General features: G+C 58.7%; 9 protein-coding genes. 8 read left to right on the top strand and 1 reads right to left on the bottom strand.

Annotated features, from left to right (window positions below; translation table 11 throughout):
• The first annotated feature begins 401 nt into the window (after positions 1-401).
• The 8 genes from GH657_RS10045 to truB all read left to right on the top strand — a co-directional run bounded on the left by GH657_RS10045 (position 402) and on the right by truB (position 11,323).
• Positions 402-1,316, top strand: coding sequence for a LysR family transcriptional regulator (locus GH657_RS10045; RefSeq protein ID WP_153100629.1), 915 nt, complete (start codon positions 402-404; stop codon positions 1,314-1,316).
• Positions 1,317-1,580: 264 nt separating this feature from the next.
• Entirely contained in the window at positions 1,581-2,423 is an 843-nt protein-coding gene (gene scpB / locus GH657_RS10040) for an SMC-Scp complex subunit ScpB (protein WP_153100628.1), read from the top strand.
• A 60-nt stretch (positions 2,424-2,483) separates the two neighbouring features.
• Positions 2,484-4,340 (top strand): 23S rRNA pseudouridine(2605) synthase RluB, encoded by a 1,857-nt coding sequence (rluB, locus tag GH657_RS10035; RefSeq protein WP_153100627.1) that lies wholly within the window; start codon positions 2,484-2,486, stop codon positions 4,338-4,340.
• A gap of 420 nt (positions 4,341-4,760) precedes the next feature.
• On the top strand, positions 4,761-5,219 hold the full coding sequence (rimP, locus tag GH657_RS10030) for a ribosome maturation factor RimP (RefSeq protein WP_153100626.1): 459 nt from the start codon (positions 4,761-4,763) through the stop codon (positions 5,217-5,219).
• Positions 5,216-6,691, top strand: a complete 1,476-nt coding sequence (gene nusA, locus GH657_RS10025; RefSeq protein ID WP_153100625.1) for a transcription termination factor NusA — start codon at positions 5,216-5,218, stop codon at positions 6,689-6,691. Before rimP ends, nusA begins: the two co-directional genes overlap by 4 nt.
• Positions 6,692-6,787: 96 nt before the next feature.
• Complete coding sequence (infB, locus tag GH657_RS10020) at positions 6,788-9,685, top strand: translation initiation factor IF-2 (protein ID WP_153100623.1); 2,898 nt, start codon at positions 6,788-6,790, stop codon at positions 9,683-9,685.
• A 234-nt stretch (positions 9,686-9,919) separates the two neighbouring features.
• The gene (gene rbfA, locus GH657_RS10015; protein WP_153100621.1) at positions 9,920-10,285 is read left to right on the top strand and encodes a 30S ribosome-binding factor RbfA; all 366 of its coding nucleotides are present in this window, start codon (positions 9,920-9,922) and stop codon (positions 10,283-10,285) included.
• An 81-nt stretch (positions 10,286-10,366) separates the two neighbouring features.
• Positions 10,367-11,323: a tRNA pseudouridine(55) synthase TruB gene (gene truB, locus GH657_RS10010; RefSeq protein ID WP_153100619.1), complete on the top strand. Its 957-nt coding sequence runs from the start codon at positions 10,367-10,369 to the stop codon at positions 11,321-11,323.
• A gap of 58 nt (positions 11,324-11,381) precedes the next feature.
• Here truB and GH657_RS10005 read toward each other — a convergent pair whose 3' ends face one another.
• The gene (locus GH657_RS10005) at positions 11,382-12,950 is read right to left on the bottom strand and encodes a DHA2 family efflux MFS transporter permease subunit (protein WP_153100617.1); all 1,569 of its coding nucleotides are present in this window, start codon (positions 12,948-12,950) and stop codon (positions 11,382-11,384) included.
• Between the last annotated feature and the right edge of the window lie 3 nt (positions 12,951-12,953).

Here is a 12,953-nt window from a genome sequence, read left to right as displayed (position 1 = left end):
CTCAATGAAGCTAACTTCAGTGCGCTGCCTCGAGCCGCGCACGCCTTGTGTATCCGGTTCCGGATGCAGACGGGGACAAACTTGCCATGGCCGGTCACAGGAAATGATCATCTTGTGGCAGGGGTTCTCGACAGGTGATAAAGCATGAACCATGCCAATTTCTGGCAGGCGCTTTCCTTTTTCCCGCAAGACCCAGCTAGTACGGACACTCGCCAAGACATATAAGAATCCAAAAAACCTATCTCGCAAATCAGGACAATTACCAATCTAGTGCGATCAGGAGCATAAAGCGTGCGTGGTGTTCAACATTGTGGAATGCCTGGTATAAGGTTGCTGGCATGCTCGACAGAATGGGACGACATACAATGCGCATTAAATATCGCTATTGATAAGGAAGTTGCATGAATGTGACGCTGCGTCAGTTGCGCGTGTTCATCGAAGTTGCCCGTCTGCGGAGTTTTAGCCGTGCAGGCATTGAGATCGGGCTGACGCAATCGGCGGTGAGCCGATGCGTCCGTGAGCTGGAGGTCGAGCTGGGGCTTCGTCTGGTTGACCGGACGACGCGCGAGGTGCTGCTCACGGACGTGGGTGCCAATCTGGTGTCGAGCGTGTCGCGCTTGATGACGGATCTGGATGCCACGCTTCATGAAATTCGTGATATCGGCGAGCAGCGGCGTGGACGCGTGATTGTCGCTGCGAGCCCGACGATCGCGTGCCGTCTGATGCCGCGGGTGGTTGCGTTGTGCGGACAGCGGTTTCCTTATGTCATGCTTGGGCTACGTGACGATGTCCAGAGTGACGTCATGCGCCAGGTCAAATCGGGTGAGGTGGATTTCGGCGTGATCGTGGGCCCGTTCGTGACGGGCGATTTGCTCAGCGAGCCGTTAATGGCAGATTCGTTTTGCCTGGTTGCACGTGCGGATCACTCGCTGGCAGCGCAAGCGGCTGTGGCCTGGCATGAACTTGAGGGCCAGCGGCTGGTGATGCTGGATTATGCTTCGGGCAGCCGTCCCATCATTGACGCCGTGCTGGCTAGCCATGGCGTCAAGGTCGATGTCGTGCAGGAATTAGGCCATTCAGCCACCGTTTTCGGCCTGGTGGAGGCGGGCGTTGGCATGAGCGTGCTGCCTTGGCTGGCACTGCCTTTGCCTGCAGGAGCCGCCCTGGTGGCGCGGCCGCTGGTGCCACGCGCGGAGCGAACCGTCGAGCTGGTGCGTCGCCGTGACCGTTCGCTGTCGCCTGCCGCGCAGGCTGTGTGGGACTTGATCAGACAATTGCCCATAGAAGGCGAAGCATTGAGTCAGAGCGCGGCCTGATTCGCTTATATTGCATCGCTTTATTGCGCTTTACGCATTCTTTCTTTTTCCGTATGATGGCGCCTAGTCACGCGGTTCCTTTGCGGAACACCGCTGCTCCGTCCGGCTGGGTTTAGCTCGATTTTCTGTTTCGCTTCCCCCCCGGTGCGTGCTCCCATCCATATGACCGATCAAAATCGGGCGAGCGCGTCTTCAGTTTCCGCGTCAATAGTTCCCTATCGTCTGTTTGATCCGGTTCTTTGACCACAGGATCGACCGAGCTGCATGAATACTCAAGAGGCGAAAATCGTCCTCGAGACTGCCTTGATCTGTGCGCAGGAGCCTTTAAAGCTCGCTGAGTTGCGTAAGCTTTTTGTTGATGAGGTCTCCGCAGACGTCATTCGCACGCTACTCGACGATCTCCGGCAAGACTGGGCAGGGCGTGGTGTCGAGCTGGTTGGGTTGGCGTCAGGCTGGCGTTTTCAAAGCAAGCCTGCAATGCGCACTTACCTGGACCGGCTGCACCCCGAAAAACCACCTAAATATTCTCGCGCCGTGCTTGAAACACTGGCAATCATTGCTTACCGCCAGCCGGTTACGCGTGGCGATATTGAAGAGATTCGAGGCGTGACGGTTAATACGCAGGTGGTGAAACAACTCGAAGATCGCAACTGGATTGAAGTGATTGGCCATCGGGATGTGCCCGGGCGTCCAGCGCTGTATGCTACGACGCGGCAATTTCTCGATGATCTGGGGTTGAAGGCGCTGGATGGCCTGCCTCCGCTAGATGATCCCTCCGCGCAACTGAATGCCGATTTGCTAGGGCAGCACGCGATCGAATTTGCTGAAATTGATTCTCTGCAGGCCTCCCAGGAGGGAGCAGAGAAAGCTTTGCCCACGCTGGCAACTGAGCCCGCGGTGGCGCTAGCGCTTCCTGCCGGGGACGTGCCGCAATCCACTGCGCCGGCTGATGACGCGGCGGCATCTGACTGCGATGCGGTGACTGGCATGGGCTCGGACCCGGTGCCTGTCATACCTGAAGACGCCGTGCATGAAGAAAATAGCAACATCGCGGTGCCGGATGAGGATGCCTCAATCCGCGACGATCTCCCGCTGGGCAATACCTGACATAACTGAACTTTTGCCGCGCCTGCAATGGGCGCGCGCGACCCGACACTTGAGGTTGTTTTGAAACATACCCCCGATACCGATTCGTCTGAATCCGAGCGCGCGTCGTCGTCCGCTCCTGCCGCTGAAACACGCAAGCCAAAGGTAGCGGCTGACGGCAGCGAGCGCTCAACGCCTAATGCGGCGGAATCTGGCGATGCGGACCGCCCACGTCGCGGTTTGCGTCGCGGGCCGCGGAGCCTGATTGCGCGGCGCCGGGCAGGCAAAATGAAAACCGGTGAAGGTGCTCCGGCACAATCCGCACCGCCTTCGAACGCTATTCCGCCCGATGGCAGCATGACAGGCCAGGGCTGGGCGTCGCGTAAGGAAGGGGCGACGGCGGGTGGGGCCAGAGGTCCGCGACGCGGTCCGGGTGTGGGTGCTGGCAAACAGCGCGATGGCGGCCGGCGGCCGACGGGCGAGCGTAATGAACGTAATGAGCGTAATGAGCGTAATGGCGCGGCGGGAACAGCGGGCGTGGCGGAAACGTCGCGTCTGGCTGGGGCCGAGGCAACCCAGGATGACGTGTTTTCCTATGTCACATCGCCTGCATTTGATGCGGATAACGGCGCCACGGGTGGCGTGCGTGCGCCGATGCTGCGCCAGGGGCGGATCCAGCCGGCCAAACGGGTTTTGTCGCCAGACGATGATGCGCCAAAGCTGCATAAGGTGCTGGCGGAAGCGGGTATGGGTTCGCGCCGCGAGATGGAAGAGCTGATCGTGGCGGGGCGTGTATCGGTCAATGGCGAGCCCGCGCACATTGGGCAGCGCATCATGCCGACCGATCAGGTGCGGATCAATGGCAAGCCAGTCAAACGCAAGCTGCAGAGCAAGCCGCCGCGCATTTTGCTGTACCACAAGCCAACCGGCGAAATTGTCAGTCACGCAGATCCTGAGGGTCGTCCTTCGGTTTTCGACAAACTGCCGCCGATGAAAACTGCGAAATGGCTTGCCGTGGGGCGTCTCGACTTCAATACGGAAGGCCTGCTCATCTTGACTACCTCGGGCGACCTGGCCAACCGGTTTATGCACCCGCGCTATAACGTGGAGCGTGAATATGCGGTGCGCGTAGTAGGCCAACTGGCAGAAGGCGCGCGGCAAAAGCTTCTGCATGGCGTTGAGCTCGAGGATGGTCCTGCCAATTTTCTGCGTATCCGGGATGGCGGTGGTGAAGGGACGAATCACTGGTATCACGTGGCGCTCGCCGAAGGGCGTAACCGTGAGGTGCGGCGAATGTTCGAGGCGGTGGGCTTGATGGTGAGCCGCCTGATTCGCACGCGTCATGGTCCGATCACGTTGCCACGCGGGCTCAAGCGCGGACGCTGGGAGGAGCTCGAAGACAATCAGGTGCGCAGTCTGATGGCCTCGGTGGGGCTTAAGGCGCCAGTTGAAGAAAAGGGCAGTCGTTCTGCTGCGTCAGAGCGGCGGCAGCCTGATCCGATGCAAACCTCGATGGGGTTTATCCATCGTGAACCGGTGCTGATGTCGCACAGCCGTTATGAGCAACAGCCACGTGGCCAGGGCGCTGGGCGGCGGAATGGCGCAGGCGGTGGGTTTGGCAGTTCTTCGGGGCAGGGGATGAACCATGGCGGTTACGGCAGCCGCGGCGTGAGTCGCAATGACAGCTGGAGCAGTACCGATGACCGTAACGGGCGCAACGGCAATGGACGCGATGTCGATGGCAATCGCGCGGTGCCTTCCGGCGGCGCCAAGCGCACCGGAAGTTATGCGGGAAATGCTGGAAACAGCCGTGCGCCGGGTAATTCCGGCGGTGCTGGCGGTGGACGAGGTGGCAATCCCGGCCGCACATCTGGCGGAGCGAATCCCAATGCGGCGGGGAACCGCGGCGGGCCACGCAACCGCGTGCGCGGCCGTTAGTCGGAGGTCGCCTGGTTCCAGGCTCGGGTCTGGTCTGGTTTGGTCTGGCTTGGTCGATAGGGGGCGCCGTTTTTCCTCGATCAAACTATTGTTTTGTTCTTGCGGGCCGCGACGGTTGAGGGTTTTCCTGTGCCGGCGCGACACCGAAGGGCATGCCGGTTCCACGTTGTTTCAGTGGGCGTAGCGGCGCTTCTGGTTTGCGTTTGTCCTGAAAAGTGGCTATACTCGTGGAATCGCTGGGCATGCGTTTTGGGGTGTGGCCCAGGTGCAGTCACCGGCAACAGGATGATGGGCGTTTCGCCCATTTTTTTTTGCTGTTTTGATTTGGCATCCTGGTGTGTGCACTAACGTACGCCGATCCGGCGTGCGGCCCGCAGGTGTATCGCAGGCTCGGCGTGCGAACACCTTGTGGGGGGCATTATGCAACTGACAGAACTGATTGAAACCACGGTTGTGGGCTTGGGCTATGAGCTTGTAGATCTTGAGCGCACGGGGCGTGGCATGCTGTGTATCTATATCGACCAGCCGGCTGGCATAGCCATCGAAGATTGCGAGAAGGTCACGCGTCAGCTTCAGCACGTTTTGACAGTCGAAAATATCGATTACGAACGCATGGAAGTGTCATCCCCAGGCCTTGACCGTCCGCTGAAAAAACTGGCGGATTTCGAGCGCTTCGCCGGCAGTGAAGCCGTCATTACATTGAAAAAGCCATTGGACGGGCGTAAGTCGTACCGGGGCATCGTGCATGCTCCGAACGGTGAGACGATCGGTCTGGAATTCGAAGGGAAGGAAGGCGCTGCGATGCTTGATTTCACGCTCGCGGACATTGATAAAGCACGCCTGATTCCCAAAGTTGACTTTAGGAGCCGCAAACAATGAGTCGCGAAGTGTTGATGCTGGTGGATGCGCTGGCACGCGAGAAAAACGTCGATAAAGACGTGGTTTTTGCTGCCCTTGAAGCGGCGCTCGCTTCGGCTTCCAAGAAACTCTTCGAAGAAGATGCGGATATCCGCGTGCATATCGACCGCGAAAGCGGCGAACATGAAACCTATCGCCGCTGGCGCGTGGTGCCGGACGAGGCGGGCTTGCAAGAGCCCGATCAGGAAATTCTGCTATTTGAAGCCCGCGAGCAAAAGCCCGATGCGCAAATCGACGATTTTCTTGAAGAGCCGGTGCCGTCAATTGAATTTGGCCGTATTGGGGCACAGGCCGCCAAACAGGTCATTTTGCAAAAAGTGCGTGACGCTGAGCGCGAGCAGATTCTGACCGACTTTCTTGAGCGCGGTGAAAACATCCTGACGGGTTCAGTCAAGCGTCTTGATAAAGGCAATTTCATTGTCGAGACCGGGCGGGTTGAAGCGCTATTGCGCCGCGACCAGCTGATTCCGAAAGAAAACCTGCGCGTGGGCGACCGTGTCCGCGCTTATATCGCCAAGGTGGATCGCACGGCCCGTGGCCCACAAATCGAACTCTCGCGTACCGCCCCCGAGTTTCTGATGAAACTGTTCGAAATGGAAGTGCCGGAAATCGAACAGGGCCTGCTTGAGATCAAGGCGGCGGCGCGTGATCCGGGCGTGCGTGCCAAGATTGGTGTGGTGGCGTATGACAAACGGATTGATCCTATCGGTACGTGCGTAGGGATTCGCGGTTCACGGGTACAGGCGGTGCGCAATGAGCTGGGTGGCGAAAATGTCGACATCGTGTTATGGTCAGAGGATCCCGCCCAGTTTGTGATCGGCGCGCTCGCGCCGGCAGCGGTGCAGTCAATTGTCGTCGACGAAGAAAAGCATTCAATGGATGTTGTCGTCGACGAGACCGAACTGGCCATCGCCATCGGTCGCAGTGGCCAGAACGTGCGTCTGGCGAGCGAGTTGACTGGCTGGCAGATCAATATCATGACGCCGGACGAATCCGCGCAAAAGCAGAATCAGGAACGCAGTGTTTTGCGCGACCTGTTCATGGCGCGTCTGGATGTCGATGAAGAAGTGGCCGACATTCTGATCGACGAAGGTTTTGCCAGCCTTGAAGAGATCGCCTACGTCCCGCTCAACGAGATGCTTGAGATCGAAGCATTCGATGAAGACACAGTGCATGAGTTGCGCAATCGTTCACGTGATGCGTTGTTGACCCAGGCGATCGCCAACGAGGAAAAAGTTGAAAATGCCGTGCTCGACTTGAAGAGCCTGGAGGGCGTGGACGATGAGTTGCTGGCAAAGCTGGCGGAGCATCAGGTTCAGACGCGTGACGAACTGGCCGAGTTGGCCGTTGATGAACTGGTCGAAATGACCGGAATGGAAGAGGAGGCCGCCAAGGTGTTGATTATGAAGGCCCGTGAACACTGGTTTCAGTGAGAAATGACAATGATCCACTGACTTGAACGCGGCCGTTAGGCCGCATGATCCCCGATGCTAACCGCAAGGAATCGGTCCTTGCTCTAAGAGGAATGAATGGCGAGTAACAACGTAGCCCAATTTGCCGCAGAACTGAAAATGCCTGCTGGCGTGCTGCTCGAACAGTTGCAGGCGGCGGGTGTACAGAAAGCGAGTGAAGACGACGCCTTGTCCGAAACAGACAAGGCGCGTTTGCTTGATCATTTGCGCAAGTCGCATGGTTCGAATGATGCTGACAAGCGCAAGATCACGCTGACGCGTCGGCATACGTCGGAAATCAAGCAAGCCGATGCCACGGGCAAGGCTCGCACCATTCAGGTCGAGGTGCGCAAGAAGCGCACCTTCGTCCGCCGTGATGACGCGGCCGAGCAAGGGGAGCAGGGAGTGGGCGAGCCCACTGCCGAAGCCGAAAATCTCGAGCTTCAGCGCCGTGAAGAGCAGGCTCGTCACGAGGCCGAACTGCTGGAGAAGCAGGCTCAGGAGCTGAAAGAGCGTCAGGAGCGCCTTGAGCGCGAGGAAGCCGAGCGTCAGGCGCGTGAGCTGGCTGCCGAAGCTGAACGCCAGCGTCAGGAAGAAGAGGCGAAAAAGCGTGTTTCTGTTGAGGAAGCCGCACGCTTGCAGGCAGCGCAGCAGGTTGCGACGCCCGCGGTAGCTGCAGCGGAGCAGGAAGACGAACGCGCGGCGCTAGAGCGCGCGGCGCAACGCGAAGCGGCAAAGAAAGCGGAAGATGCCGCGCGGGAAGCCGCACAGAAAACCCGTGCCGAGCAGGAAGAAGTCAGCAAGCGGCGCGCGGCGGCCGAGGCCGAAGCCCGGGCGATCCGCGACATGATGAACACGCCGCGTAAAGCTCAGGTCAAGGCGCCAGAGCCTGCGCCCAAACCTGCAGAACAGGCGGCGGCTAAAGCGGCAGAAGCGAAGGGTACGCTGCATAAGCCAGCCCGGCCAGCGGGTGAAACCACGGCGCGTCCGGCTGCCAAAAAAGCCGCTACGCCGTCTCCTGCCTCGGCACCATCGGCGGGTGACAAGAAAAAAGCCGGTGGGGGCAAGGGTAATGGTAGCTGGCAGGACGATGCCGCGAAGCGCCGCGGCATCAAGACCCGCGGCGACACCAGTGGTGGCGTTGACCGTGGCTGGCGCGGTGGTCCGAAGGGTCGCGGCAAGCATCAGGAAAGCACGACATTCCAGGCGCCGACCGAGCCTATCGTTCGGGAAGTGCATGTGCCTGAAACCATCACGGTTGCCGATCTGGCACACAAGATGGCAGTCAAGGCATCCGAGGTCATCAAGGTGATGATGAAGCTCGGCCAGATGGTCACGATCAATCAGATGCTTGACCAGGAAACGGCGATGATCATCGTCGAAGAACTGGGCCATCATGCCATCGCGGCGAAGCTGGATGATCCCGAAACACTGCTGGTCGAGGGCGAAGCCACCGATGCGGAAATGCTGCCGCGTCCGCCTGTGGTGACGGTCATGGGCCACGTCGATCACGGTAAAACCTCGCTGCTGGACTACATCCGCCGGGCCAAGGTCGCGGCCGGTGAAGCGGGCGGCATTACCCAGCATATCGGCGCTTATCACGTTGAAACGCCACGTGGCGTGATTACCTTCCTCGATACACCAGGCCACGAAGCATTCACGGCAATGCGTGCACGAGGGGCCAAGGCAACCGATATCGTGATTCTCGTGGTCGCGGCTGACGACGGCGTGATGCCGCAAACGAAGGAAGCCATTGCCCATGCGAAAGCAGGTGGTGTGCCGCTGGTTGTGGCCATCAACAAGATCGACAAACCTGATGCCAATCTGGAACGTGTGAAGCAGGAACTGGTGACAGAAGGCGTGGTGCCCGAAGAATACGGTGGCGATTCGCCGTTCGTGCCTGTTTCCGCCAAAACGGGTGCGGGCATTGACGATCTGCTTGAACAGGTCTTGCTGCAAGCCGAAGTGCTTGAGTTGACGGCTCCGGTGGATGCTCCGGCCAAGGGGCTTGTGATTGAGGCCAAGCTCGACAAGGGCAAGGGCCCGGTTGCAACGATTCTGGTTCAGTCAGGTACGCTCAACCGTGGCGATGTCGTGCTGGCGGGCAGTGCTTATGGCCGCGTGCGCGCGATGCTCGACGAAACCGGCAAGCCAGCGAAGTCTGCAGGCCCATCGATTCCCGTTGAAATTCAGGGTCTCTCTGAAGTCCCTGCCGCGGGCGAAGAAGTCATCGTCATGCCGGACGATCGCAAGGCGCGCGAAATCGCGCTCTTCCGCCAAGGCAAGTTCCGTGACGTCAAGCTGGCCAAACAGCAGGCCGCCAAGCTCGAAACCATGCTGGAGCAAATGGGCGAAGGTGAAGTGCAATATCTTCCGCTCATCGTCAAGGCTGACGTGCAGGGTTCGCAAGAAGCACTGGTCCAGGCATTGCTCAAGCTTTCCACCGATGAGGTTCGTGTGCAAGTCGTGCACGGGGCGGTCGGCGGCATCAGTGAAAGCGACGTTAATCTGGCAACCGCCTCCAAGGCCGTGATCATTGGCTTTAACACCCGGGCAGATGCCCAGGCGCGCAAGCTGGCCGAAACCAACGGCATCGACATTCGCTACTACAACATCATTTATGACGCTGTGGATGAAGTGAAAGCTGCGATGTCCGGCATGCTGGCACCTGAAAAACGCGAGATCGTGACCGGCATGGTCGAAGTTCGCCAGGTTTTCAAGGTGCCGAAGATCGGTTCGGTGGCGGGCTGTATGGTGACGGATGGTTTCGTCAAACGTTCGTCGTCGGTGCGGGTATTGCGCAATCATGTGGTCATCCATACGGGCGAGCTCGATTCGCTCAAGCGCTTCAAGGATGATGCGAAAGAAGTGCGTCAGGGCTTCGAGTGCGGGATGTCATTGAAGAACTTCAACGACATCCAGGAAGGCGACCAGTTCGAAGTCTTCGAGGTCACTGAAGTCGCGCGTTCGCTGTAATTCAGGCGCTCAGGCGTCAGCGTGAGGAGCGGGGCGGGCACTCAAGGCCCGCTCCGCTCTTTGTTTTTGTACTGGCTGGTGCCCTGTCTTTTTGGCTTGACCTTTTGGGCTTGGCTTTTTGGGGTTGAGCCTTTTGGGGTTGAGCCTTTTGGGGTTGAGCCATTTTGGGTTGAGCCATTTTGGCCCAGCTTTTTTATCCGACGTGTTCGTCGATAACGGAATCACGGATTCATCATGTCCAGGAAACGTACCTCCCCTAATCGCAATGTACAGATTGCCGACCAGATCCAGCGTGACCTGTCCGAGCTGATACGCGAGGTTAAAGACCCCCGTATTGGCATGGTGACGTTTCAGAGCGTCGAGCTCACGCCTGATTACGCTCACGCGAAAGTTTATTTCACGACCTTGACGGGCGATCCTCAGCAAACCCAGAACGCGCTCAATCATGCGGCGGGCCATTTGCACAATCTGCTTTTCAAGCGCTTGCATATTCACACCGTGCCGACGCTGCATTTTCATTTTGACCAGACCATCGAGCGCGCCGTCGAAATGTCGCGCCTGATTGATGAGGCTGTGGCCAACCGTGCCAAGGAAGACTGAATGTCTTCGTCTACCGTTCTGCTCTTCCCTGGCTGAACGCTTGCGTGTTGTGCTGCCCGACTTTTATCCGATGACTTTGATATGACTGTTTCCCAGCGTCCTCGCGTGCCGCGTCGCCTGCTTGATGGTGTCCTGTTGCTCGACAAACCCGTTGGCTTGTCGAGTAACGATGCACTGATGCATGCCAAGCGCCTGTATCGGGTCAAAAAGGCAGGCCATACAGGCACGCTCGATCCACTGGCTTCGGGTTTGTTGCCATTATGTTTTGGCGAAGCGACGAAGTTTTCACAAGATTTGCTCGAAGCCGATAAAACCTATGAAGCCACGATGCGTCTGGGTGTCCGTACGACTACCGGGGATGCCGAAGGCGACGCGCTCGAAACACGTCCCATTACCTGCGATCGGGCTGCGCTCGAGCAGGCATTAGCGGGTTTTCGCGGTGAGATTACCCAGGTGCCGCCGATGTATTCGGCGCTCAAACGTGATGGCAAGCCGTTATACGAGTACGCACGCGCAGGCCAGGTGGTCGAGCGCGAAGGGCGTCAGGTGAGCATTCACACGCTCGACATGCTGACGTGTGCGCTGCCGGACGTTACGTTCCGGGTGACGTGCAGCAAGGGCACTTATATCCGCACCCTGGCGGAAGATATCGGCGAAACGCTAGGTTGCGGTGCGCATCTGGTCGGGTTGCGCCGTACCGCTGTCGGAAGCTTGACGCTGAACCACGCTGTGAGCCTTGATACGCTTTCGCACGCGTCCGAGGTTGAGCGTGATCGCTGGTTGCAACCGGTCGACAGCCTGCTATCGACCTTTCCCGCTGTATGTCTTGATGACGCCACTGCGCGCCGTTTTTTACAGGGACAGCGTTTGCGTCTAGCTGATTTGCCACCGGCTAGGCTGTTGCTTGAATCGGCCACACAAGCCACACAAGCCGCTCGCGCCCGTATTTATAGCGCCGATGGCAGACTGCTGGGGGTTGCACGCGTAGTGGAAGGGGTGCTGGCGCCAGAAAGGCTGGTGATGAGTCACGCCGGCTGAAGCCCGCATTACTGAAACGCCGCAATATTTGCGGCGTTTCAGTTTTCATGGGGTACCTTCAGTGCGCGGCGGCAGCCGCAGCTCCCGCATCGCCTCCGGTGCGCTCGGGCCGGGTAATCCAGATCAGCGCGATCAGCGCGACAAAAACACCCGCCGAAATAAAGAACAGGTCATTGACCCCAAGTTGCGCCGCCTGCTGCGTCACCATGTTATTGAAAAGGCCATAAGCCTGTGATTCGCTCAATCCCGCCTGGCCCATTTGCTGTATTGAATGATTGAAGACCGGGTTGTAGACACTGGCCTGCTCGGATAGCTGGGCATGATGCAAGATCGTGCGATGATCCCACGCGGTCTGGAAGATCGAGGTGCCGATGCCGCCGCACATGATCCGCACAAAATTCGAAAGCCCTGACGCCGCGGGAATCCGGTTGCCGGGCAGCCCGGATAACGTGATCGAAACGAGCGGGATAAAGAACCCGGCCATGCCGATGCCCTGGATCAGGGTCGGCAGGATCAGTGAGAATTCGTCGACGCCGGTGGTGTAGCGCGAACGCATCCAAAAACACAATGCGAAAATCAGAAACGATGCGGTGGCGATAAAGCGCGGATCGGTGCGCGGCAAGATCTTGCCGGTGAGCGGCGAAAGCATGATGGCGAACACGCCCACGGGCGCGAGCATGAGCCCGGCATCGGTTGCGGTATAGCCAATATTGGTTTGCAACCATAGCGGCAACAGGACGAGATTGCCGAAATACAGGCCGTAACCGACCGAGAGGGCAACGGTGCCGCCGGTGAAGTTACGTCCCTTGAAGAGCGACAGGTCAACGACAGGGTGTTCAGCGGTGAGCTCCCAGATGACAAAGAACGCCAGTCCGATCACGGCAATCAGCGCCAGCACGATAATCGTTGTCGAAGAGAACCAGTCGAGGTCTTTACCTTTGTCCAGCATGATCTGCAAGGCGCCGACCCAGATCACCAGCAACCCAAGGCCGACGCCGTCGATGGGCGCTTTCTTCTGGACTGAATCGCGGTCGCGGAAAATAACCCAGGTAGCGATCGCAGCGGCGATGCCGACGGGGATATTGACGTAGAAGATCCACGGCCACGAGATATTGTCTGAAATCCACCCCCCTAGAATAGGCCCGGCAACGGGGGCGATAAGCGTGGTCATGGACCACATCGACAAAGCCGTGGAAGCCTTTGCCCGGGGATAGCTGGCGAGCAGAAGGGTTTGTGACAGCGGAATCATGGGGCCGGCCACCGCACCTTGCAGCACCCGTGAGGCCAGCAGGAATGGCAACGTTGGCGCGAGGCCACAAAGCCACGACGAGATGACAAAAAGAATGATCGACGCCATGAAGAGCCGCACCTGGCCGATGCGATCCGTTAGCCAGCCTGTAAGCGGCACCGAAATTGCATTGGCCACGGCAAACGACGTGATCACCCACGTGCCCTGATCAGCCGAGACACCCAGATCGCCCGAAATAGAAGGGATCGAGACGTTGGCAATCGACGTATCCAGCACATTCATGAAAACCGCGAGTGATACCGCGATGGTGCCGATTACCAGTTTCGCGCCTTCAAGCGGCGGATGAGACAACTGCGCCCCACGTTGAGCCTGAGCCATAAA

This window comes from Paraburkholderia hayleyella (genome assembly GCF_009455685.1).
In the GTDB taxonomy this organism is placed as follows: domain Bacteria; phylum Pseudomonadota; class Gammaproteobacteria; order Burkholderiales; family Burkholderiaceae; genus Paraburkholderia; species Paraburkholderia hayleyella.
This window is presented reverse-complemented; position numbering and strand designations above follow the sequence as displayed.

What these genes read in the sequence shown, in the direction of transcription:
- scpB (WP_153100628.1), top strand. Translation starts at nt 1,581, where the DNA reads ATGAATACTCAAGAGGCGAAAATCGTCCTCGAGACTGCCTTGATCTGT.
- truB (WP_153100619.1), top strand. Translation starts at nt 10,367, where the DNA reads ATGACTGTTTCCCAGCGTCCTCGCGTGCCGCGTCGCCTGCTTGATGGT.
- rbfA (WP_153100621.1), top strand. Translation starts at nt 9,920, where the DNA reads ATGTCCAGGAAACGTACCTCCCCTAATCGCAATGTACAGATTGCCGAC.
- infB (WP_153100623.1), top strand. Translation starts at nt 6,788, where the DNA reads ATGGCGAGTAACAACGTAGCCCAATTTGCCGCAGAACTGAAAATGCCT.
- GH657_RS10045 (WP_153100629.1), top strand. Translation starts at nt 402, where the DNA reads ATGAATGTGACGCTGCGTCAGTTGCGCGTGTTCATCGAAGTTGCCCGT.
- rimP (WP_153100626.1), top strand. Translation starts at nt 4,761, where the DNA reads ATGCAACTGACAGAACTGATTGAAACCACGGTTGTGGGCTTGGGCTAT.
- nusA (WP_153100625.1), top strand. Translation starts at nt 5,216, where the DNA reads ATGAGTCGCGAAGTGTTGATGCTGGTGGATGCGCTGGCACGCGAGAAA.
- GH657_RS10005 (WP_153100617.1), bottom strand. Translation starts at nt 12,950, where the DNA reads ATGGCTCAGGCTCAACGTGGGGCGCAGTTGTCTCATCCGCCGCTTGAA.